At 42.7% G+C, this 21,413-nt stretch carries 20 protein-coding genes and 1 pseudogene; 9 read left to right on the top strand and 12 right to left on the bottom strand.

Going from position 1 to position 21,413, the window contains the following annotated elements:
- Positions 1 to 500: 500 nt before the first annotated feature.
- A pseudogene (locus HWQ38_RS11110) lies at positions 501 to 1,673 on the top strand (ATP-binding protein); the annotation flags it as partial.
- A gap of 150 nt (positions 1,674 to 1,823) precedes the next feature.
- Here the strand turns inward: HWQ38_RS11110 and HWQ38_RS11105 are convergent.
- The 3 genes from HWQ38_RS11105 to HWQ38_RS11095 all read right to left on the bottom strand — a co-directional run bounded on the left by HWQ38_RS11105 (position 1,824) and on the right by HWQ38_RS11095 (position 3,239).
- The gene (locus HWQ38_RS11105; RefSeq protein ID WP_292793226.1) at positions 1,824 to 2,129 is read right to left on the bottom strand and encodes a DUF2288 domain-containing protein; all 306 of its coding nucleotides are present in this window, start codon (positions 2,127 to 2,129) and stop codon (positions 1,824 to 1,826) included.
- A gap of 83 nt (positions 2,130 to 2,212) precedes the next feature.
- Entirely contained in the window at positions 2,213 to 2,851 is a 639-nt protein-coding gene (locus HWQ38_RS11100; RefSeq protein WP_292793214.1) for a 1-acyl-sn-glycerol-3-phosphate acyltransferase, read from the bottom strand.
- Positions 2,852 to 3,020: 169 nt separating this feature from the next.
- Positions 3,021 to 3,239, bottom strand: coding sequence for a hypothetical protein (locus HWQ38_RS11095; RefSeq protein WP_292793212.1), 219 nt, complete (start codon positions 3,237 to 3,239; stop codon positions 3,021 to 3,023).
- A 24-nt stretch (positions 3,240 to 3,263) separates the two neighbouring features.
- On the opposite strand from HWQ38_RS11095, the gene HWQ38_RS11090 reads away from it, so the two are divergent.
- Both HWQ38_RS11090 and HWQ38_RS11085 read left to right on the top strand, forming a co-directional pair.
- Complete coding sequence (locus HWQ38_RS11090; RefSeq protein WP_292793210.1) at positions 3,264 to 4,229, top strand: peptidoglycan-binding protein; 966 nt, start codon at positions 3,264 to 3,266, stop codon at positions 4,227 to 4,229.
- Between the two features lie 302 nt (positions 4,230 to 4,531).
- Complete coding sequence (locus HWQ38_RS11085; protein WP_292793208.1) at positions 4,532 to 4,885, top strand: phage holin family protein; 354 nt, start codon at positions 4,532 to 4,534, stop codon at positions 4,883 to 4,885.
- A 4-nt stretch (positions 4,886 to 4,889) separates the two neighbouring features.
- On the opposite strand, the gene HWQ38_RS11080 is transcribed toward HWQ38_RS11085, so the two are convergent.
- From HWQ38_RS11080 to argS, 3 genes are all read right to left on the bottom strand, one after another.
- Positions 4,890 to 5,375, bottom strand: coding sequence for a cobalamin biosynthesis protein (locus HWQ38_RS11080; RefSeq protein ID WP_292793206.1), 486 nt, complete (start codon positions 5,373 to 5,375; stop codon positions 4,890 to 4,892).
- A gap of 16 nt (positions 5,376 to 5,391) precedes the next feature.
- Positions 5,392 to 5,955 (bottom strand): Uma2 family endonuclease, encoded by a 564-nt coding sequence (locus HWQ38_RS11075; protein ID WP_292793204.1) that lies wholly within the window; start codon positions 5,953 to 5,955, stop codon positions 5,392 to 5,394.
- A gap of 85 nt (positions 5,956 to 6,040) precedes the next feature.
- Positions 6,041 to 7,804 (bottom strand): arginine--tRNA ligase, encoded by a 1,764-nt coding sequence (gene argS / locus HWQ38_RS11070; RefSeq protein ID WP_292793202.1) that lies wholly within the window; start codon positions 7,802 to 7,804, stop codon positions 6,041 to 6,043.
- Between the two features lie 185 nt (positions 7,805 to 7,989).
- Here argS and HWQ38_RS11065 point away from each other — a divergent pair, with 185 nt between their 5' ends.
- The 3 genes from HWQ38_RS11065 to HWQ38_RS11055 all read left to right on the top strand — a co-directional run bounded on the left by HWQ38_RS11065 (position 7,990) and on the right by HWQ38_RS11055 (position 9,020).
- Positions 7,990 to 8,181, top strand: coding sequence for a type II toxin-antitoxin system HicA family toxin (locus HWQ38_RS11065; RefSeq protein WP_292793200.1), 192 nt, complete (start codon positions 7,990 to 7,992; stop codon positions 8,179 to 8,181).
- Positions 8,181 to 8,405, top strand: coding sequence for a type II toxin-antitoxin system HicB family antitoxin (locus HWQ38_RS11060; protein WP_292793198.1), 225 nt, complete (start codon positions 8,181 to 8,183; stop codon positions 8,403 to 8,405). The genes HWQ38_RS11065 and HWQ38_RS11060 overlap by 1 nt, the downstream gene beginning before the upstream one ends.
- A 390-nt stretch (positions 8,406 to 8,795) precedes the next feature.
- Positions 8,796 to 9,020 carry a type II toxin-antitoxin system HicB family antitoxin gene (locus HWQ38_RS11055; protein ID WP_292793196.1) on the top strand — a complete coding sequence of 75 codons (225 nt, stop codon included), beginning with the start codon at positions 8,796 to 8,798 and terminating at the stop codon, positions 9,018 to 9,020.
- Between the two features lie 85 nt (positions 9,021 to 9,105).
- Here HWQ38_RS11055 and HWQ38_RS11050 read toward each other — a convergent pair whose 3' ends face one another.
- From HWQ38_RS11050 to HWQ38_RS11035, 4 genes are all read right to left on the bottom strand, one after another.
- A complete protein-coding gene (locus HWQ38_RS11050) occupies positions 9,106 to 9,519 on the bottom strand; it encodes a PAN domain-containing protein (protein WP_292793194.1) in 414 nt (137 codons plus the stop codon).
- Between the two features lie 119 nt (positions 9,520 to 9,638).
- Positions 9,639 to 11,135: a UDP-N-acetylmuramoyl-L-alanine--D-glutamate ligase gene (gene murD, locus HWQ38_RS11045; protein ID WP_292793192.1), complete on the bottom strand. Its 1,497-nt coding sequence runs from the start codon at positions 11,133 to 11,135 to the stop codon at positions 9,639 to 9,641.
- An 83-nt stretch (positions 11,136 to 11,218) separates the two neighbouring features.
- Positions 11,219 to 13,372 carry a glycine--tRNA ligase subunit beta gene (glyS, locus tag HWQ38_RS11040; protein WP_292793190.1) on the bottom strand — a complete coding sequence of 718 codons (2,154 nt, stop codon included), beginning with the start codon at positions 13,370 to 13,372 and terminating at the stop codon, positions 11,219 to 11,221.
- Between the two features lie 211 nt (positions 13,373 to 13,583).
- Positions 13,584 to 13,754: a hypothetical protein gene (locus HWQ38_RS11035; protein ID WP_292793188.1), complete on the bottom strand. Its 171-nt coding sequence runs from the start codon at positions 13,752 to 13,754 to the stop codon at positions 13,584 to 13,586.
- A 666-nt stretch (positions 13,755 to 14,420) separates the two neighbouring features.
- On the opposite strand from HWQ38_RS11035, the gene HWQ38_RS11030 reads away from it, so the two are divergent.
- The 3 genes from HWQ38_RS11030 to HWQ38_RS11020 all read left to right on the top strand — a co-directional run bounded on the left by HWQ38_RS11030 (position 14,421) and on the right by HWQ38_RS11020 (position 18,333).
- Complete coding sequence (locus HWQ38_RS11030) at positions 14,421 to 15,710, top strand: glycosyltransferase family 4 protein (protein WP_292793186.1); 1,290 nt, start codon at positions 14,421 to 14,423, stop codon at positions 15,708 to 15,710.
- Positions 15,711 to 16,229: 519 nt separating this feature from the next.
- Complete coding sequence (locus HWQ38_RS11025; protein WP_292793184.1) at positions 16,230 to 16,628, top strand: hypothetical protein; 399 nt, start codon at positions 16,230 to 16,232, stop codon at positions 16,626 to 16,628.
- 85 nt (positions 16,629 to 16,713) lie between these two features.
- Entirely contained in the window at positions 16,714 to 18,333 is a 1,620-nt protein-coding gene (locus HWQ38_RS11020) for an efflux RND transporter periplasmic adaptor subunit (protein WP_366933267.1), read from the top strand.
- 191 nt (positions 18,334 to 18,524) lie between these two features.
- Here HWQ38_RS11020 and HWQ38_RS11015 read toward each other — a convergent pair whose 3' ends face one another.
- Positions 18,525 to 18,911: a hypothetical protein gene (locus HWQ38_RS11015; RefSeq protein WP_292793182.1), complete on the bottom strand. Its 387-nt coding sequence runs from the start codon at positions 18,909 to 18,911 to the stop codon at positions 18,525 to 18,527.
- Between the two features lie 342 nt (positions 18,912 to 19,253).
- On the bottom strand, positions 19,254 to 21,197 hold the full coding sequence (locus tag HWQ38_RS11010; protein WP_292793180.1) for a heavy metal translocating P-type ATPase: 1,944 nt from the start codon (positions 21,195 to 21,197) through the stop codon (positions 19,254 to 19,256).
- Between the last annotated feature and the right edge of the window lie 216 nt (positions 21,198 to 21,413).

Raw genomic sequence — 21,413 nt, 5'->3', positions numbered from 1 at the left:
TTTTTATTAGGTGGTCACTATTTACCGATGCCGAAAAGATAGATTTTGGTGCTTGTAGCAGTGTCCACCGCTACGGTTATTAGAACTGTGTTTGAAAACTTTAAATTTTGAATTTTGAATTGTTTATGTGCCTTTTGATGGATTGCATTTCTTCGCTTAAAAATTCATACTCATAAAATTAGCGGATGCCTACTCTTCAAATCGGGATTGTTGAGTTATGAGCGGTGTACAAGATGCCAAATTTTGATAAAATTCACGATGAACTCACTAATGAATTAGCAGTTATGCGGCAGCGCGTCGCTGAGTTAGAGCAATCAGAAATATCTTATCAACAAAGGCAAGCAGCGCTTGAGGAACAATTAACAAAACTAGAAATAAAATTGGCAATAGCAGCAGAAAATCCTCAGATTCAAGTTGTCGAGTATGACATGGAATATGATATTGAACAAGGGAGATCCACAGCCTTGAATCTGCCAAATCACTCCAAAGAATACGCTCATTTACTCGAACGAGAACGGACAGCACGCAAAGAAGCAGAAATCGCCAACAAAATCAAAAATGAGTTTCTGGCGGTTCTCTCTCATGAACTGCGAACCCCACTCAACTCCATCCTGGGGTGGTCGAAAATGCTGCGGACTCGCAAGTTTGATGAAAAAACCACTAACCGCGCCTTGGAAACCATTGAACGCAACGCCAAGTTACAAACCCAGCTAATTGAAGATTTGTTAGATGTGTCTCGCATCCTCCAAGGAAAATTAAACTTGAATATCTGTCCGGTAAACTTGGTAATGGTAGTTGAAGCAGCACTAGAAACAGTACAACTAGCAGCACAAGCTAAGTCAATTCAAATTCAGACCAGATTTGATCCCACTTTGGGACAAGTAATGGGCGACTCAAATCGGCTTCAACAAGTTGTGTGGAATCTACTATCCAATGCAGTAAAATTTACACCAACAGGAGGGCGGATAGAAATTCGACTCATGGAAGCTGATAAGCAAGCTCAAATTCAGGTTAGCGATACAGGTAAGGGAATTCAGCCAGAGTTTTTGCCTTATCTGTTCGATTACTTTCGCCAAGCTGATAGTACAATTACGCGGACATTTGGTGGACTAGGTTTAGGATTAGCGATCGCACGTAAAGTTGTAGAGATGCATGGGGGAAATGTTCAAGCCGAAAGTCTTGGAGAAGGATTGGGTGCAACCTTCACTGTTGAGTTACCGCTTTTGATCAGAAGTGAACATATTCGGCGTGAAGAGAACGAGTCTTTAGATTCTCAGCCGGAATCCTCGTTGCTTTCAGACACTCAAATTTTGGTGGTGGACGATGAACCAGATATCCGCGACTTAATTACCTTTATTTTGCAAGACTACGGCGTAGAAGTAACTCCCGTAGCATCAGCACAGGAAGCATTACAAGCGCTGTCTGAGTCCATACCAAATATTTTAATTAGTGATATTGGAATGCCCAAGACAGACGGTTATATGTTGATGCGTGAAGTGAGGGCGCGATCACCTCAACAAGGAGGATTAGTACCAGCGATCGCTCTGACAGCCTATGCAGGGGAAATGAATCAGCAGCAAGCACTAGCAGCCGGATTTCAAATGCATATTTCTAAACCCGTAGATCCAGATGTATTGGTGAAGGCGATCGTTGATTTGATTAAGTCAAGCTAATATAAATTATTGACAGACTGCTGATCACCCAATACCGTTCAGTTAGGCTAGATCAGTAATAGACTTATCCATAAACAAAAAGCTCTAGATTTAGCTATTGAGTTGTAACTATTCCAACACTAACTGTCAGTGAAAACAACACATAAATTATTAATTAGCGACTATTTCCTGCACCAAAACGTAAGGCTGGACGATGAGGGTATGAAATCGTTTGTCGCGTTGGCGTAGCTCCCCATTCCATTCTCCCACCTGTACTATCGTGGGTTTAGTAATCAATTGCTCATCAATCCACTGTTGCACCGATGGTATGTTATCACTAGCGATCGCTACTCCAACATCCACCAAGTTTAGCTCAGGTGCCACCAAAATTACTGCGTCTCGTTGGACATGAGGAATTAGCCATTCCCACTCTGCCTCATCCAAAATTTCTGTTAATTCCGCTCTTAAATCCGACATCATTTCTCAATTTTTCTTGGCTAACAAACTATTTTACATTAGACCTATTGCAAAAGTTGAACACCTGCTCGAAACTTGTGATTTCATCGTCCTAAATCATGCATCTGGTTAATTACCGTAGTACACTTTTGGGTTAACGCTTGCAATTCCTCTTTATTAGTGGAACTGGGCGCATCAATCAAGTTACCAATTCTCATAGTGATGGGAACTGCGCGAGGTAGGGACGAGCCTTTTTCTAAAATTCCTTCAGTACCCCAGAGACTCACCGGCAATATTGGGGCTTTTGCTTTCGCCGCCAACAGTAATGCGCCTCTTTTGGGGTCTGTAATTCGACCATCGGGGGTGCGAGTGCCTTGCAAAAAAACACCGACAGCCCAACCGTTATTGAGATATTCTAGGGCGGAACGGATGGCAGTGCGATCGGCATTTCCCCGACTCACCGGGTAAGCACCGTACAATTTAATCGCTTGGCCCAAAATGGGGATATTAAATAACTCTTCCTTAGCCATGTACGCCACTGGACGACGTACACACATGGAGACAATTGGCGGGTCAAAGTAACTAGCGTGATTACTCACTACCACGACTGGCCCTGATTGGGGGACATTTTCCGCACCATAAATCTCGCCGCGAAAGTAAGCGTGAAACATGGGGCTGACCACCGACCATTTAAAGGCGTGGTAAAGTGCCAGACTGATAAACGGTTCGCGGTTTCTGTCCACAGAAGATAATTAAAATCAGACTTAATTTAGCATAAGCGATCGCAACACCCAGAGCAAACGCAAAAAAGCTGTAGAAACCCAAGCTACTAATTTCGACAATTTGAGTTGACGCTTAGTGAGCTTTTTGACTAAATTCCCTAGCTTTTAAAATATTCTTTTGAGATTCAAATTATCGCCCTGACTGGCCTTGGCCAGATGTTGGAGGCGATTGCAGTTGGCAGAGAGGCTTTAGCACAATTGGGGGTAGAACTCCCAACGGAAGTAGACGAAGCCAAGATTGGCGTAGCCTGACAAAAGCTGAACCATCAACTATTTCTTTAGTATCCCAGCATTTTGGATCATTTATTTCTTGGATTGCTCTTAGACCAAGCGGCTGTACTATTAGCATGAGAATATTCTGGGAGTAAATTCCATGCAAGGCAGCCTGAGAGCAAGTATTTTGAGTTACTTAAAATTACTAGATCCAACTGGAAATCGCTGTAGGATGGAAAAACGGCAAAAAGGTTGGTGGACAAAAAGCTCCAAATCTTTATCAGCTATTGAAATACTCTTGTTTTCCACTACACCTCTGTTGATTGCCTCAACGGCTGTAGTATCAATAGCTGCACCACAAAAAATTGCCCAAGTAAATCCTGGAGATAACATCAACCGCCCTACCCTGAAAGTTGGTAGCCAAGGTGAACGCGTGTCTGAACTTCAAGCAGCTTTAAAACTTTTGGGTTATTACTCTGGTGCCGTAGATGGTGTATATAGTGAGAATACCGCCAGTGCTGTTTCCCGGTTTAAACAAGCAGCTGGCTTAAATCCAGATGGCGTTGTTGATGCCAGCACTTGGCAACGACTTTTCCCGAATCAACCAGTAGCATCAACCGTTCCTTCATCCCAGCCAGGAGTTAACTCAGCTACAAATTTTCCTGTCCCAACCCAGCGTAGCAACGTCACCAAGGTTACAAATCCTAACCCCAACCCCCCACAAGCTGTAACACAAGTTCCAACCAGCCCTAAGCCAAAACCTAGTACCCGAAAAAAAGCTGTAACACAAATTGCGAACAGCTCTGAGCCAAAACCTGCTACTCCAAGAAAAGCTACAACTTCAAGCACACAGAAAACACCGAATCGTACTACATCAACTACTAATCGAATCCCTGGTATTCAATACACCTCAGAAGGATTACCAATTTTGCGTATAGGGTTACGTGGTTCTGAAGTTGTCAAGTTGCAAGAACAACTGAAAAAGCTTGGTTTCTTGAAAGGCGATGCTGATGGAGACTTTGGCGTAACAACCGAGGAAGCTGTGAAAGCTGCACAAAAGCGCTATGGTTTAGAAGCTGACGGTGTAGTTGGTGGCTCTACCTGGGAGGTTCTTTTGCGGCGTTAGCCATATTAGGGAGCAAGGACTTTAGTCCTTATTTTCTAGGCACTAAAGTCCTGACTACAAACCCTTGATTACTAGCTTGGGGACTTCCAAAATTAAGCCGTATTGCGGTACATCCTGCAATACGATAAAGATATACCTATTAGAAGTATCTTTCTATGCGATCGCTAAAAACTACATTGCTTTTGGGCTGATCTGAGAGTACGGCAACTTTAGGAGCTAGATACAACGACGCCTGATGGTGTTACAGATTACAACTGGCGATACTCAAATTAATTAAACTGCTAATTTCTCTAAAAAAACCTATGCAACACTTTTTATTAACTTGGCTCGGTAGTGCGGTGGCGTTATTTCTGACTGCTAATATCGTTCCGGGATTCTTTATCAAGAATTTTGTGACCGCCTTGGTCGCGGCTCTTGTTGTTGGTCTGGTTAATGCATTTATTAGACCAATTTTGCAGATTTTGACCTTTCCGATTACCTTACTCACCTTTGGTTTATTTACATTAGTGATCAACGCCTTAACCCTTTGGCTGGCAAGTGCCCTAACTCCTGGTTATGGTTTTGAGATTCACGGCTTTTTACCTGCTTTGTTAGGTTCAATTGTCCTAGCAATTGTTTCTAGCATAATTAACTATTTCTTGAGAGTGGTTGACTAAAAAATTAGTAAATTGTAATACTAATATTTGAAGCTTGGGCAACAGCTAGTGTTACCGCTCCTGGTTGCCCTTGTAACTGAAAAATTTGTTTAGGAACTAAGAATCTCACCCGCAATTCCTCTATGCTTGTAAAGGGGAAAACAGTCAACGATGTAAGTTGAGAGGCTGCAAGCATAGCAGCTGCCTCTGCTACGCTAGGTGTACCTACTTTGTGGTCGGTAATTGTGGCAGGGTTGGGGACACAGACAGAGCGAAGGATTTGGGCAGAAAAGGTTTTTAGGGGCAAATTCCGTAGACGACAAAGTTCTAGTAAACCAACTTCCGAGGCTTTAGTGTCAATGGTAGCAATCCCGGCGATCGCACTTGGAAAAAGTTGATTTTCTCGAAATATTTCCTCAATTGCCCGATCAATCAACTGCCATGAAGTTTCCCGTTTACAACCGATTCCTACCCATAAAACTTGTTGCACTTGGTCTATTTCCTGATTCAATTCGTCAGAGTTTGGTTTACTCCGACAGCCAACCAAATAAATCTCCCACCGTCAACCTCAACTCACTGGTAAAATCTGGCACAGGGAGTAAAGCTTCTAATTCATCCAACATGACTGGCTGTTGATTGCGGATGTACACAAATACCGTTTGTTCTTCAGGATCAATCAGCCAACCCATTTGTGTTTCAGAATTCAGGCAATGTAAAATGTTTTTTGTAACTTTCGTTTGTCTTTGGTCAGGCGATAGAATCTCGATAGTCCAATCGGGAGCGGCTGAAAATAAATTTGCTACCCTGCCATTTTCTTTGCGAGGTATTCTCTCCCAAGTAAATACCGCTACATCCGGGATAATTGATCTGCCACCAAATGTACACCGCAATTCTGGATATGCTCGTGCAACTCTTTGGGGTTTCAAGACAGCATTAACAGTAATAATCAGTTCACCTTGAATAGTGCTATGTTCTCCCTGTGCCATAGGTTTTTGAATAATTTCACCATTGATGTACTCACTTGCGGGCTTGGTTTCTGGTAGCATTAGAAACTCCGCCAAAGTTATGTTTTTAGATGGTGTCCGTACCATTTGCGATCGCCTCCAATAAAACCTTACTCTTCCAACTCCACCAATTACGAATTACGAATTACGAATTACGAATTACGAATTAGTATTACATCCTCTCCAATACCTGAATTCCCAACAAAGATAATCCCAACTTCAAAGTTCTAGCAGTCAAATCACATAAAACCAAGCGAGATGTTCGCTGCGGTTCCTCCGCCTCCAACACCTGAACTCCCTGGTTGCGATCATAAAACTGATTAAACTTTTTACTCAATTCATACAAATATTCACATAACCGATTGGGCAGCAAGTCTTGCTCTACACTACTAATAACTTCATCCAGTTGAAGTAAATATTTTGCCAGCGCTAATTCTGTTTCATGTTCCAAGAGAACGGCATCGTTTCCCAACTCCTTAAAGTTAATATCACCCTTGCGGCTAATCCCCTGAATCCGCGCATAAGCATACAGCATATAGGGCGCAGTATTACCTTTGAAATCCAGCATTTTGTCGTAGCTGAAGATGTAGCTACTGGTACGATTTTGGCTTAAGTCTGCATACTTAACTGCACTGATTCCAACTACCCTAGCAACTTCATTAATAAATTCTTCAGTTTCTTGGCGTTCTTCTTCTTGTAATCTAGCCTTTAGATCAGCATGGGCGCGAGAAACAGCTTCATCTAATAAATCCCGCAACCGCACAGTATCCCCAGAACGAGTTTTGAATTTCTTACCATCTTCTCCTAACACCAACCCAAAGGGAATATGCACTAATTCCACATCATCGGGAATCCATCCAGCTTTGCCTGCTACCTGGAAGAATTGGGCAAAATGGTTTGCTTGTCCAGCATCGGTTACATAAATTATCCGCTTTGCTTTATCCTGCTGAATCCGGTAGCGGAGGGATGCTAAATCTGTAGTGGCGTAGTTATAACCGCCATTTGATTTCTGCACAATTAAAGGCAAAGGTTCACCTTCTCGATTTGTAAACCCGTCCAAGAAAACGCATTTTGCCCCCTGATTTTCTACGAGTAAACCAGATTTATCTAAATCTTCCACAACGCCAGATAGTAAAGGGTTATAGAAAGATTCTCCGCGTTCAATTACTTGGACATCCAGCAAGTCATAAATTATTTGAAACTCCCGCCGCGATTGTTCGCATAGCAGTTTCCAAGCATGGATTGTATCCTCTGCACCTGCTTGTAATCTGACGACTTCTTGCCGTGCTGTTTCTTGAAAAGCTGCATCTGTATCAAATCGCAGTTTGGCTTTGCGGTAAAAAGAGACTAAATCACCAATATCTAAAGCATTAGCGGTGGTAAGCGCTTCTGGGTAGACTTCCCGGAGATAGGCGATTAACATTCCAAATTGCGTACCCCAATCACCCACATGATTTAACCGCAGTACATCGTGTCCTTGAAATTCTAAAATCCGGGCGATGGAATCACCAATAATCGTAGAACGCAAGTGTCCGACGTGCATTTCTTTGGCAATATTCGGACTAGAAAAATCCACAATTTCCCGCTTGGGCGTTTTTACGGCTGGAACTCCTAGTCTGGGATCAGCTTGAATCGCGTTCAGTTGTGCTTCTAAGTATGCCGTTTTCAATTTCAGATTGATAAATCCTGGCCCAGCAATTTCCGGCGGTTCGCAGATTTCGGATACATCTAGTTTATCAACGATCGCAGCTGCGATCGCTCTTGGTTGCTTTCCTAATTTTTTACTCAGGGATAAAGCCACATTCGCCTGATAATCACCAAATTTAGGATTGCTAGCAGAAACCAAAATTGGATCTACTCCAGCGAAGTCAGCGCCAAAAGCCGCAACTAAAGCTTGTTCAAGCTGAACTTTTAGTTTTTCTTGTGTAGCGTTCATATATAAATTTTATCTGTCAGAAGGGAAATGTAGCTCTGGAAAAGCTTGATTATTCACTTTAGCATTTCATTTTGAGCCACTCGATTCATAAGGCGATTTTGACTATATTGAGTGATTGCTTTAAGAATTGTCAATAAGGCACTCTATCTGTAATATAAATTTCACCTATACAGATAAGCGCTAGCATGAAAGTACGCGAAGTTATCAAACGACTAGAAGCTGATGGTTGGTATCTTGCTAGAACTAAAGGTAGTCATCGACAGTTCAAACATCCAGATAAATCCAGTACTGTAACAGTGTCTGGTAAGCCAAATGTGGATGTGCCAATTGGTACTTTTAAAAATATCTGGAGACAAGCTCAATTAGAGGAAGAGTAATGCGTTATACAGTTGTGATTGAAAAGGGAGAAACTAGCTACGGTGCTTATGTCCCTGATTTACCAGGTTGTGTCGCTGTGGGTGAAACTTTAGAAGAAGTCAAGCAGATGATTATAGAAGCTATTGAATTTCATCTAGAAGGAATGCTAGAAGATGGTTTAGCTATTCCTAAACCTACAAGCATCGCTCATGAGGTTGAAGTTGCAAACTACATCAAAATATAATTATCGGAAATCACTAAGGAACGTGAATTAAATAAAATGCAAAACTTCATCCTGTATCTAGCTTCTCTCTCCTTTATAAGGAGAGGGATTGAGAGTGAGGTAAGCCAAGGACATAAATTGTATGTTATTTAATTCTTATTCCTTAGCACAATGGAAAGCTGAAAATGTCAATCAGGTTCTGTCTGTACGTTGCGCTTACCTGAATGGTTTACTAGCTATTTAACTTAATCGTTCTTACTTGAACAAAGCTTACTTGCTCCCCGCGCCCTTTATTTGGCTGCAACTTTCAAAAGCGCCTAAGCAATTTGGCTTGATAACCCGCAACGCAGGGTTAATATTATATTTTTGCCAAAGTGGGATGCTCCCAGCACAGTTATAAGGAGAACGGCAATGCATTACGTAGTGGTGATTGAAAAGGCGGATAGTAATTACTCTGCTTATGTCCCTGATTTACCAGGTTGTGTAGCTGTGGGTGAAACTTTAGAAGAAGTCAAGCAGATGATTACAGAAGCTATTGAATTTCATCTAGGAGGAATGTTAGAAGATGGTTTACCTATTCCTCAACCTACAAGCATCGCTCATGAGGTTGAAGTTGCAAACTACAGCAAAACATAATTATCGGAAACCACTAAATTAGCGCTAAACAATCCTTCTAGAATATTTAAGTCTATGTAAAATGCGATCGCACCGCACTTTGAGCTTACAATTTCACACCGGATACACAGCAGCTATTTGGTGTTGATGCTGGTGCTACAGATTTTAAATAACAAATAGCATTACTACCTTGTACTCCTGGGCGAACATAGGTATAAGCACTACAGTTGCTATCATTAATACAAGACTGCTGGCAAATTGAAGCGAATCCTGAGGTCACAAAAGATGTGTAATCGCTACCTGCTCTATTTCTACCAAATTCAGCCGTTACGACATAACGTGGAATACTGGTTGGGAGTGGACTCGTTTGAGCTGTGGCAGGTTGAGCCAATGGTGTGAAGTTTACAATCGTACTAAAACCTAAAATTAGCAAAAGTGCCAACCCAAAAAATATAATATTTCTTGGGAAAACAAAATTTTTCTTTGCATATTGCCAAGCTGCGACCAATTTTAATTTCATAAATCTCTCCTGGCTGCACAGTATTATTATTAGCTGTATACACTACAGTTATTTGCTACCAAATACTAAAATTGTTAATAATTTTACATATCACTGTGTGGCTGCAAGTTACACCTGAATTAATTAGGGAGAGGAGATGAAAGAATCGAATTGTATTGAAGCTTCTCTCCTTCCGCCCAAGCAAGGCACAATTCACCGAAGCGATCGCCCCGCACCTCAAAATTCGGGTACTGATCGAAACTCGCACAAGCCGGAGATAGCAACACCACACGCGCTTGATACTCCTTGGCTAATTCCGCCGACTTGGGAACTGCCCTTTCCATCGTTTCCACAATCTGGTAAGAATAATACCCCACCTCTTGCAGACGTTGGGCAAATGCGGGTGCAGCAGAGCCAATTAATAATACAGCAGCAGCTTGGGAGTGAATTTTTGCTAGCCAAGCAGTATCATCACCTGCTTTAGCTTCTCCACCAGCAATTAAAATCGCTGGACTTTTCACTGATGCTAAACCAACTTCGGCAGCATCATAGTTAGTGGCTTTGCTATCGTTAATGAAATCAATACCTTCCCAAGTGCAGATATGCTCCAAACGATGAGCAACGCCAGGAAATTCACTGATTGCAAGTGCGATCGCATTACGATTAATTCCCGCTAATCGTGCCGTTGCTACTGCCATCAAGAGATTTTGCTGATTATGTTCTCCCACCATCCGCAAAGTAGATACTTTCACAATCGGTTCTGGTGCAGAGGTTGCAGTTAACTTTTCCACAACCCAATCGTCTTCGATGTAAAAACCTTTTTCGCTAATCAGGAAATCTTTTCCTTTGACACTTGTCCAATAAGCATCAGGCCAAGCAGTTAAACCAAGCTGGCTCAAGTAAGCATCATCGCCATTAAACACTTGCAACTCAGACTGATGCAATAGCTTGGCTTTGATGTTGTAATAGTTCTCTAAAGTCTGATGGCGACTAAGATGATCCGGTGTAAAAGTCGTCCAAACACCAATACGAGGAGCAAGAGAAACAGAAGATTCTATTTGATAGCTGCTAATTTCCGCAATCACCCAATCAATATGATTTTGGATTGCAGTTTCTTCACCTCTGCCCCTCTGCCCCTCGGTCACTGAGCGTAGCCGAAGTGCTGCCCCTCTGCCCCCCCTCCAAGATAGGGCAACTTCACAAGCAGCGTAACCAATATTACCGCAGGCGGGTGCATCTAATTCTGCTGCTTGGAAAATGGCAGCAATTAAAGCTGTGGTAGTAGTTTTGCCGTTAGTACCAGTAATTCCTACCCAAGGTATTGAGCGCAAATTTCGCCAAGCGAGTTCCATTTCTCCAATGGTTTCAATACCTAATTGCCGTGCCTTAACTAATACGGGAATATCCCAAGGCACGCCAGGACTAACTACTATTAATTGCGGTAAATTATCACCATTCAATTCTAGGGATTGGCCTAGTTTAACGGTTATTTGCTCGGCAGCGAGTTCTTGTTGTTGTTGTAGGAGGGTTTCGGAGGTGTTGCGATCGTTCAGCTCTACCTCCCAACCTTCCCGTTTCAACAATCTCGCCGCAGCAACACCGGACTTTCCCAATCCAATCACAGAAGCTCTAGGCATAGATTGCAGCAGAAATCCCTGGTTAAGCATTCCCTATATTAGCGTTTGTTGGCAAAAATTACACAACTTTTTGTTAACATACGCTACAGATTTTTGACGATCGCCCCAAAATCAGCTAAAACACGGGCATGATTGCGAACTAGTCCCAGCAGATGTAATCGATTACGCTTGACTTCTGGATCGGAGTCCATAACTAAAACACTATCTGGGCCATCAAAGAAGTTACTAACTGTCGGAGCAATTTTTGTGAGTGCTGCTACTAACAGTTGATAATTTCGTGTCTGCTGTGCTGCTTGAGTTTGCGGTACTGATTCGATTAGGGCATTATACAAAGCGACTTCAGAGGGCTTTTGGAATAGTTCTGGACGAACTACAGTTGTTGGTTCTAGCTGTTTTGTATCCAAATCACCTTGGGCGGCTAATCGAGTGGAACGGTTAACAGTTTCGTAGATGTTATCTAAGGTACTATCGTTACGGATTTGTTGTAAGTAGGAAGCGCGATCACGTACATCCAATAAATCCTTTAACGTCCGTTCTGTATATTCTGGGTCATTTTCTCCCAAAACTGCATTTACCAAATCGTAATCAATCTGCTTTTCTTCTTGCAGTAAGGTGCGGATGCGTTGCAAGAAAAACTCTTGTAATGCTGCGGTTAATGCTGCCTGATCTTTGTGATATGTTGCTGCAAAATCTGTTGCTATTTGCGTCAATAAATCATCTAAATTTATCGGTAAATTATCAAACCAAACAATTTTAACTACAGCATTAGCAGCACGTCGCAAGGCAAAAGGATCAGAGGAACCAGAGGGAATTAAACCTAAACCAAAGATACTCACCAAAGTATCTAATCTATCTGCCAAACCGACAATTTGACCCGTGAGTGTTTCGGGTAAATTGTCACCGGCTCCCGTTGGCAAATAATGTTGAAAAATAGCTTTTGCGACTTCGGCATCTTCACCACTGGCTAAGGCATATTTTTCTCCCATAATACCTTGCAATTCTGGGAATTCATACACCATTTGCGTAACCAAATCTGCTTTACATAATAAAGCAGCACGTTGGATTCTTTGGCTTTGATTTTCCTCTAATTCTAATTGATTGCTAATTAGCTCGGCAATTTTAACTACTCTATTTACCTTTGCACGCACCGAACCTAATTCTTCTTGGAAAGTGACTTTTTCTAACTGGGGTAAAAAGCTTTCTAAAGGCTTAGTTAAATCAGCTTCGTAGAAGAATCTCCCATCAGCTAATCTGGCACGAATTACCCTTTCATTCCCGACAGCAACAATATCTGATTTCTGAGGATCAGCGTTAGAAATGGTGATGAAATTGGGCAATAATTCTTGCTCAAAACTATCTGGTTTAAATACAGGGAAATAACGCTGATGAGTAACCATGACTTCAGTAATTACCTCAGTTGGTAATTCCAAAAAATCTGGTTCAAATTTCCCGACAACTGCGGAAGGATATTCTACAAGGTTGGTTACTTCCGCTAACAAATCGGGGTAAATTACTGTATACCCGCCTAAATTCTCTGCTACTGCATTTACTTGCTCTTTGATAATATTTGCCCGTTCTTCTGGGTCAACGGTGACATAAGCAGACTTGAGGGCGGTAACATAATCAGTAGCTTGGGCAATTGTCACAGGTTTAGGATGCAAAACACGATGACCTTGAGAAATGCGATCGCTCTGAATCGTTTTAGAACCATTCACTAATTCTAGAGGTAGCACCGTCTCATCTAATAAAGCTACCAACCAGCGAATTGGTCGGGAAAACCTCGCATCACCATTCCCCCAACGCATCAACCGCTTACCTTCTAAACCCCAAATCCACTGGGGAACAAGTTCTGTCAAAATTTCCGCCACAGGACGACCGGGAATTCTTTTTTGCACAAATACAAATTCCCCTTTGTCAGTGGGGCGAACAAACAGCGCATCCACTTCCACACCTTGCTTTTTGGCAAAACCGGCTGCTGCTGCTGTCGGCTGACCATCTTTAAAGGCGGCTTGGGCGGATGGGCCTTTAATTTCTTCTTCTCGGTCTGGTTGCTGAGATGGTAGACCTTTAATCACTACCGCCAGCCGCCGGGGAGTACCGTACACCTCGACGCTTTCACCCTTGAGGCTATTTGCTTCCAGGCTTTGGGGAATGCGCTGCTGCCATTGCACTAAAGCATCACTGAGAAAACTTGCAGGTAGTTCTTCTGTACCAACTTCTAATAGAAACCCAGGCATAGGATACTGTTTTCAACTTTGCGTAGCTCAACTTTATCAGTTATTATCTGGCGATCGCTCGTGATTTTTAGTCACCCTTGCCAGATACATCTTTATCGATAAAGTCGAGCTTAGGTTTGTGAGATAAACTTGGCATCTTATCCAAAACTTCACAAAAAAGTGTTTCTCTTCATTGATGTTTTACATTTGCTACCGTAGTTTCATGCAGTATTTACTTATACATATTTATATCATAAAGTTGGTGTTGTTTATAGATTGATATCTGCATGATGTAAATTAACTTTAGAGTTATGACAATGAAAAATATTTTCGCCAAAATTGCTAGGATCGCAGCAACCAGTGCTACTTTTAGTGTTGCTTCGGCGTAGCCAGGCGCAGGCATCGCTGCTGGTGCTAACAACTCAGGCCAAGGGGTATCTATTGATTTAAACTTTAACTGGCTCTAGTGTTGAAAAGTTTGTGCCTTTTAACTGCTCAAAAAAGTAGGATGCTCACCATTGAATCCAATACTGATGAATTGGTTAAAAATACTTCATGTGCCACTTTACAAGCTGGAATGTGGGTTTCATACACGAGATTAAATATGATGCTAGAATCGCCTAAGTGTAAATTTAAGCATTAGATTCCCTTTGAAATTAGTGAAAACTTATCATGCGTATGGTAAGAAACTTAAATCAGTCAACAGTTGTCAGTTAACACTGGTAATTGGTAACTGATAAATAATTAACGCGATGTGCAACTTATTCTTAGAACCCCACTTCCATTCCTCTCTCGCGGTGGGGAGAGGCTTTGATTCTTGCTGCCATTCCCTTGTAGGTAAGGGGTTGGGGGTTAGGTTTGAGAGAAAGTTGCACACGGCGTTAATTAATAACTGATAACTGTTAAAATCCACCGAGAAAAGTCTTAAACAGTCTTCATTGCAATTGTGATTTTAAAAAATCATCATCTGCTCACAACCTAAATTAAATAATAAAACTAGCAGCGCTTACTGAAATTAGCAATAAATCTGCTGATCTCAGGCTGTCTTCACAAAATTTACAAATAGCTCATGCACATTCTGATTTATTCCTACAACTATCATCCAGAACCGATTGGAATTGCTCCTTTAATGACTGAATTAGCAGAAGGCTTAGTAAAGCGAGGTCATCAAGTGCGGGTGATTACCGGAATGCCCAACTATCCTCAGCGTCAGATTTACGATGCATATCGGGGTAAATGGTACGTTAATGAACAAAAAAATGGCGTTACCATTCAACGAAGTTACCTGCGGATTCAGTCTAAACCCAACCTCATGGATCGGCTTTTATTGGAGTTGAGTTTTGTTTTTACGAGCTTACCCCAAGCTTTTAAAGGCAGACGCCCTGATGTGATTATCTTAACAGTTCCGCCTCTATTAGGTACGTTACCAGTAACAATATTTGCTTGGTTATACAATTGCCCAGTAGTTCTGAATGTGCAAGATATTCTACCAGAAGCTGCCGTGCGTATGGGGCTATTGAAAAATAAGTGGATGATCCAAACTCTTGCAGCCCTGGAGAAATTTGCATATCGGACTGCACACACGATTAGCGTCATCGCCGATGGGTTTCGTGAGAATTTAGTGAATAAGGGAGTACCTATTAACAAAATCGTTTGTATTCCCAATTGGGTGAATGTAAATTTCATCCGCCCCTTAGCGAAAGAGAACAACTCCTGGATATCTAGCCATAAACTCAATGGCAAATTTGTAGTACTTTATTCGGGCAACATTGCTCTAACCCAAGGTTTAGAGACAGTAATAGAAGCAGCAGTTTGCTTACGTCATATCAAAGATATTGTCTTTGTGATCGTTGGCGAATCAATAGCATTGCAAAGGTTGCAGGAATATTGTCTATTAAATGGAGCAGATAATGTTTTGCTGCTACCGTTGCAGCCGCGAGAAAAACTACCCGAAATGCTAGCAGCAGCTGATATTGGGCTAATTGTGCAAAAGCGCAATGTGATTTCGTTCAATATGCCTTCAAAAATACCACTGCTGTTGGCGAGTGGTAGCCCAATTGTGGGTTCAGTTCCCGCCACTGGTACTGCTGCTAAAGCAATCCAACTTAGTGGTGGTGGGATAATTGTTGAGCCAGAATCACCTGATGCAATGGCTGCTGCGGTGCATGATTTATATGTTAATCCGACTCTCAGGGCGAGGCTAGGTAAGACAGGAAGACAGTTTGCTGAAGAAAACTATTCTTTAGAGCAAGCACTTGATCGGTATGAGTGGCTATTTTCTGATATTGTTGCTAACCGAAAATCAACTGTAAGTATTTTACCGAAATTGAATTCCCAAAAATCAGTTGTGGATGGTTGAAGGGGATTGGGCATAAAACAAAACCCTAATTAGGATAAATTAAATCACCCATTTGGGTGAGTTAAAAATCAACCGATTGGGTGAACTAAGTGTAGGAAGTTGAGACTGCTCAAAAATACGACTCTAGAGAATACTGATTGATGATTGCACGTCGTTTTTGGTGAGGATAAGTCGATGAAACTCGCAACCTTGATTAATAAAGTAGTTCTCTTACCCTGCGAGTACCCCGTTGGAGAACTCGTAGAGTAGCCGCTAGGCGACTGGCGCCTATATTTGATGCAATTGAGAAGCATCATACAGAAGCAAGCTAGGCGCAGCGTCTCCCCTTCTCCCCAAGGGAGAGGCTAGCGCCAAGGGAGAAGAGAAGGCATTGCTCCATAGGCTTTTCTTTCCTAAGATCATTATTTAGCACCACTCAAGAGGGATAAACTCATCTGTAATTTATACTAAGATTTTATACTATGTGGTTATAATGCAAGTAAGCGCTTACAAACGCTCATGGAAAACTTAGGATCAAGGATGGTACAAACTCGTGTCGGGTTGAGAAAGCCAGCAACCGCAGGTTTAACCGGAGAAATAGCTCGTGTTGCTGCGGTGAATGAGGTGATATTATTTGGTGATTTCCAGAATAAAGAGCAACTACTAGCTGGTGTGATTACCGAAGCGATCGCTTTACAAAACCAAGCTTTAGCCCGTGATGACCAATGGAATCAAAATCTAGACATTCACCTTTATCTCGGAGCTAAGTCTCTGGGTTTATACTGGCTAAAAAGGTTTTATAAATTACAATTTAAAAAATGCTCAGAGTTAAGGAATGTACAAATTAACCATAATGTGCTGAATGAGATGTATGCGTTTGAGGTGCTAGACATTGTGAGCGATCGCCCCAATACCCAAAAATATTTGTCACCAATATAGAGAAAAAAGGCTAAAAAACTATTCAAATAAGGCTTTTTTAGCGAAAAAAGTAGATTGCCCAAGTTTAAATCCACAAAACCAGAAAATGATGACCCATTCTGAGTTCCCTGACTCTCGTGTTCCCGTTGAAATAGAACAGCCTGCTGTTACTGATCCTAGTCAAGAGTTGCAACCATTGCCACAGCGATCGCCTAAGCGACCTCAAAAGCGGCGTTGGCCTCTAATCTTAGGAATCATCCTGTTAATTGCAGGTGTTGGTTTTGGTTGGCGCTGGTGGCAAACTAGTCATGCTAGCAAAGCAGGCGATGCTGCTGGACCAGGAGCTGCTCAACCGGCAATTCCCGTCAAGCTAGCAACTGTGGAAACTCAAACTGTGCAGGAGAGTTCGGAGTTTATTGGCTCCTTAGAGGCATCACTATCTGTACCAATCAAGCCACAGGTTGAAGGGCGAATTACCCAGATTCTCATCAAAGAGGGCACCCGTGTTCAACAAGGGCAAGTCATTATTAGCCTGCAAAGTGATGATGTCCAAGCCCAGCTACGACAAAAACAAGCAGCACTACAACAAGCACAGGCAAATCTTGCCGAACTCAAAGCCGGGACTCGAAGAGAAGTAGTTTTGCAAGCCAAAGCCCAGTTAGATCAAGCCCAAGCAAAATATCAAGATGCCGTATCTGGATCGCTACCACAGCAAATTCAGCAGGCTGAAGCTCAAGTTAATTCCGCCCAATCCGATCTCGTGTTAGCACAAGCACGAGCAACGCGATATCAACAATTAACAAAAGAAGGGGCAACTTCCAAAGATACCCTAGATGAATATGTCAAAAACAAAAGTAGTGCTGAAGCGGCGTTGGTTGCAGCCCAGAAAAACTTAGAGCAACTTCGCAAAAGCAGAACTGCTAATATCCAGCAGTTCGGTGCTGCCTTAGAACAACAGAAACAAAACTATCGGCAGCAGGTGAACGGCAACCGCCCCGAAGATATTGCCCAAGGGCGATCGCAAGTCAGCCAAGCAGCAGCTCAAGTCCAGTCGGCTGAAGTTCAAGTGCAATACACAAAAGTCCTAGCTCCATTCACAGGTATTGTTGGTAACATCCCAGTCAGGGTAGGACAGTATGTCGGACAAGGGGATCAGCTGACCACATTGACTAAAAACGACTCTTTAGAACTGAATATATCCATTCCGCTAAATCAAGCCAGAAAGTTGCGCTTGGGATTACCTGTGCAAATACTGGATGCCCAAGGGAAACCCACAGCTACGGGTAAGATCAGTTTTATCTCCCCAAATGCTAGTTCAGATTCGCAGACAGTTTTGGTGAAAGCCAACTTTGGCAATTCCAGAAATCGACTGCTTAATCTTCAGTCACTGCAAACCAAAGTGATCTGGAACGAACATCCGGGAATCTTAATTCCAGTTACAGCAGTATCTCGCTTGGGTGGGGAGACTTTTGTGTTTGTGGCTGGAGCGCCAACGGAAAAGCCTAAATCTGAAGCGCCAGAGGAAAAACCTAAAACCCAAGCGCCAGCGCCATCTTTAGTAGCTCAACAAAAGCCCGTGAAATTGGGAGTTATTGAGGGAAATAATTATCAAGTTATCGAAGGACTAAAAGCTGGGGACAAAATTGTTGTTTCCGGTATTCTCAGTCTCACCAATGGCGCTCCCATCACTCCTGCACCTGATGAAGCGGCTAGTCCGAAGTCTTGACAAACTAATGCAGTTGTGTGTCTTAAGCTAATGTACTTTTAATTTGCATAACTAGGGCGGGCTTTTCGGCCCACCCCACAAGAGTTTGACTTCTAGATAATATGCAACTTTTATCTCCAAGAGCTTACCGCCAAGGAGAATCAATGCTTAGTTCACCTGGAACCAAAGCTTAATAGATGAAGGCGGAGGGATTAACCCCGACCCCAGTCGCGCTCGCGCTCAAAGCGGCGATGATTTTCGCGCTCATAGCGGCGATTATTCTCGCGCTCATGCTCATAGCGGCGACGATTTTCGCGCTCATAGCGGCGATTATTCTCGCGTTCATGGCGGCGATAATTCTCACGCTCATAGCGGCGGTTATTGTCATCAATGTTACGAAGCTCATTCTCACGGTGATAATTAACATCTCTGTAATGACGACTCTCACGTTCGTAGTTATCATCGTTGCGATGATAGCTGTAGTTATCTAACTCAGCAAGATAAGACACTGGTGCCTTAGCATCAGCTTTTAGAGAAATAGCCAAAGCTGATGCAGATGCTATCAAGCCGGCCAAAAAAATAGAGGTCAAGCGGTTCATGATCTGCGTCGAAAATTGTTGATTGTAATTTATGCAAGTCCAGTCTGTTTAGGAAGAGCAGATTCCACAAGTCTTTGAATCAATCCTATCAGTGTTGAGTAACTCGAAAAGTTTTCTTGAGTGCGGTGATTGAGAAAAGTTTTGTCGTCTGTGATACTTTTTGACTTTCCACAGGGAGCATCTCACCGAATTTTAGATTTTACACCAGTTTTCATGTATTTGAACCACATCTGTCGTAGAGGCACAGCAATGCTGTGCCCCTACCGCGTGGTCTATTTACTGTAAATTTTGGATTTTGGATTGTTGGCGGAGCCTAAGAAGAGAAGATTCTAAATCCTAGGTTTATTTGAGCAATCTTAGTCCACTAAGGGTAACTAAGACTGTGGAACCTTCATGTCCAATAACGCCAATGGGTAAGTTAATATTTCCCAGAAAGTTGCCCACCAAAAGCAACATAATGAAACCCAATGCTACGACTATATTCTGTTTGACTATGGATTGCGATCGCCTACCCAAATGCATCGCCACCGCAATTTTTTCTAACCTGTCTGCCATCAAAACTATATCTGCGGTTTCCAATGCCACATCACTCCCAGATATTCCCATCGCTATACCTACAGATGCTTGCGCTAGGGCTGGTGCATCATTAATCCCATCGCCTACCATTGCTACAGTTTGATATTGTTGCTGTAGACGACGGATCACATCCAGCTTATCTTCTGGTAAAAGTTGAGCATATACCCGATCAATTCCGACTGCTTTGGCGACACTGTGAGCAGTTTCCTGGTTATCCCCAGTTAACATGACAATTTGCTCAATTCCCAGTTTCTTTAAGCGGGTAATAGTTGCGGCTGCTTGCGATCTTACATGATCTGCGATCGCAATTACACCGATCACATCAAAACACCCCTCCCCGCAAGCGAGGAGGGGAGCCTGAGGGTTCTTCGCTACCCAAACCACAGTTTTACCTTCTTGCTCTAAAGATTGAGCCATTTCTCGCAATTCTTCAGGTAAATTTGTGACATACTGTTGCACAAAAACGGCATTCCCCACAATTATCTGTTGTTCTTGGGCGATTCCGACAATTCCCTGTCCAGGTATAGCTTGCACTTCGATTGCACCAACCCAATCCAAATCACTAGCCGCCTCTACAATTGCCTTACCGATGGGATGTTCTGAAGAAGATTCTACACTAGAAGCAGCTTTTAATACATTTTCTTCAGTGTATTCACTAGCTGAAATTACCTGAAATACCTGCAACTGTCCTGTTGTGAGAGTACCAGTTTTATCAAATGCGATCGCTCTAACTTTGCCAATCTTCTCCAACTGCGCCCCATTTTTAAACAAAATCCCCTGTCTTGCACCATTGGCGATTCCTGAAAGCAGCGTGGGCATAATTGCCGCCATCAGCGCACAGGGAGAAGCTACCACCAGGAAAGTAAGGGCGCGATAAATCGTTGTTTCCCAATCCCAACCCCAAAGAAATGGCGGTAAAGTTGCCAGTAATATCCCGGCTACTACAATTACTTTGGCATATCCTTTCTCAAAGCGATCGATAAACTCTTGCGAAGGAGGTGCTTCTGTTTGCGCTTGTTCTACCAAACGAATCACACGCTGAATTAAACTGCTTTGGGCTGGTTTGTGTACCTTAATCTGCAATGCACCATAGCCGTTGAGTGTGCCGGCAAATACTTCTGCACCGATTGTTTTCTCTACAGGTAAAGACTCGCCTGTAATCGCAGCTTGATTCAGGGTGCTGTAACCAGATAAAATTATCCCATCAGTAGGAATTAGCTCTCCGGGTTTGACGACAATCTCATCACCCACTTTTAGCTGACTGATGGCAACTTCCTCTTCTCTTCCCTGATGCCAAACTCTTGCTGTATCCGGTGTCAAACTCATTAAACTCCGAATACTCCGTTCAGTTCGCTGCATTGCATAGCCTTCTAATGCGCCACTGATGGCAAATATCAGAATCAAAATTGCCCCATCAATAATTAAATGATATTCTCTTCGCCATAAGCCCAGGCTAGCAGCACCAATGGCCGCCACAATCATCAGCAAATCTACATCGAGTTCTTTTTCTTTGAATAGGGTAGTTAATCCTTCCCGCGCACTTTCGTAACCACCAATTACATAAGCAGCAGGTAGCAGTAGCAACGCCAATTCCAAAGCGCCAAGATGTAAGGCGAACCATCCGAGAAATAACAGTAAGCCACACAAAAGGGCGGCTACGGTATCTGCGTGTTCTCTGGTGAATTGGGTCAAACGTTGGGGGTAGACCATGAGAGATGAATTAACAGGGACTCTCTCATGCTAAACCTTAACATTAATGTTAATGTCAAGGTTGAACCGGAAAATGCTCTGACACTAATCGCCTCTGGCATCAGGGCGATCGCAAAAAATGCTAAATCTTGTTGATACCAGTGTTAAAGTTGTATCCGCTGAATAAATAGGGGATAGGAAGAAAAATAAGAGGATACAAAGGGTCACACCGGATTG

Origin of the sequence: Nostoc sp. NMS7 (assembly GCF_017115085.1) — a bacterium.
Classification (GTDB): Bacteria; Cyanobacteriota; Cyanobacteriia; order Cyanobacteriales; family Nostocaceae; genus Nostoc.
The sequence above is the reverse complement of the archived record's forward strand: the minus strand, read 5'-3'. Positions and strand labels throughout refer to the sequence as shown.

What these genes read in the sequence shown, in the direction of transcription:
- HWQ38_RS11105 (WP_292793226.1), bottom strand. Translation starts at nt 2,129, where the DNA reads ATGTCGGATTTAAGAGCGGAATTAACAGAAATTTTGGATGAGGCAGAG.
- HWQ38_RS11095 (WP_292793212.1), bottom strand. Translation starts at nt 3,239, where the DNA reads ATGCTAATAGTACAGCCGCTTGGTCTAAGAGCAATCCAAGAAATAAAT.
- HWQ38_RS11090 (WP_292793210.1), top strand. Translation starts at nt 3,264, where the DNA reads ATGCAAGGCAGCCTGAGAGCAAGTATTTTGAGTTACTTAAAATTACTA.
- HWQ38_RS11085 (WP_292793208.1), top strand. Translation starts at nt 4,532, where the DNA reads ATGCAACACTTTTTATTAACTTGGCTCGGTAGTGCGGTGGCGTTATTT.
- HWQ38_RS11075 (WP_292793204.1), bottom strand. Translation starts at nt 5,955, where the DNA reads ATGGTACGGACACCATCTAAAAACATAACTTTGGCGGAGTTTCTAATG.
- argS (WP_292793202.1), bottom strand. Translation starts at nt 7,804, where the DNA reads ATGAACGCTACACAAGAAAAACTAAAAGTTCAGCTTGAACAAGCTTTA.
- HWQ38_RS11065 (WP_292793200.1), top strand. Translation starts at nt 7,990, where the DNA reads ATGAAAGTACGCGAAGTTATCAAACGACTAGAAGCTGATGGTTGGTAT.
- HWQ38_RS11060 (WP_292793198.1), top strand. Translation starts at nt 8,181, where the DNA reads ATGCGTTATACAGTTGTGATTGAAAAGGGAGAAACTAGCTACGGTGCT.
- HWQ38_RS11055 (WP_292793196.1), top strand. Translation starts at nt 8,796, where the DNA reads ATGCATTACGTAGTGGTGATTGAAAAGGCGGATAGTAATTACTCTGCT.
- HWQ38_RS11050 (WP_292793194.1), bottom strand. Translation starts at nt 9,519, where the DNA reads ATGAAATTAAAATTGGTCGCAGCTTGGCAATATGCAAAGAAAAATTTT.
- murD (WP_292793192.1), bottom strand. Translation starts at nt 11,135, where the DNA reads ATGCCTAGAGCTTCTGTGATTGGATTGGGAAAGTCCGGTGTTGCTGCG.
- glyS (WP_292793190.1), bottom strand. Translation starts at nt 13,372, where the DNA reads ATGCCTGGGTTTCTATTAGAAGTTGGTACAGAAGAACTACCTGCAAGT.
- HWQ38_RS11035 (WP_292793188.1), bottom strand. Translation starts at nt 13,754, where the DNA reads ATGCCTGCGCCTGGCTACGCCGAAGCAACACTAAAAGTAGCACTGGTT.
- HWQ38_RS11030 (WP_292793186.1), top strand. Translation starts at nt 14,421, where the DNA reads ATGCACATTCTGATTTATTCCTACAACTATCATCCAGAACCGATTGGA.
- HWQ38_RS11025 (WP_292793184.1), top strand. Translation starts at nt 16,230, where the DNA reads ATGGTACAAACTCGTGTCGGGTTGAGAAAGCCAGCAACCGCAGGTTTA.
- HWQ38_RS11020 (WP_366933267.1), top strand. Translation starts at nt 16,714, where the DNA reads ATGATGACCCATTCTGAGTTCCCTGACTCTCGTGTTCCCGTTGAAATA.
- HWQ38_RS11015 (WP_292793182.1), bottom strand. Translation starts at nt 18,911, where the DNA reads ATGAACCGCTTGACCTCTATTTTTTTGGCCGGCTTGATAGCATCTGCA.
- HWQ38_RS11010 (WP_292793180.1), bottom strand. Translation starts at nt 21,197, where the DNA reads ATGGTCTACCCCCAACGTTTGACCCAATTCACCAGAGAACACGCAGAT.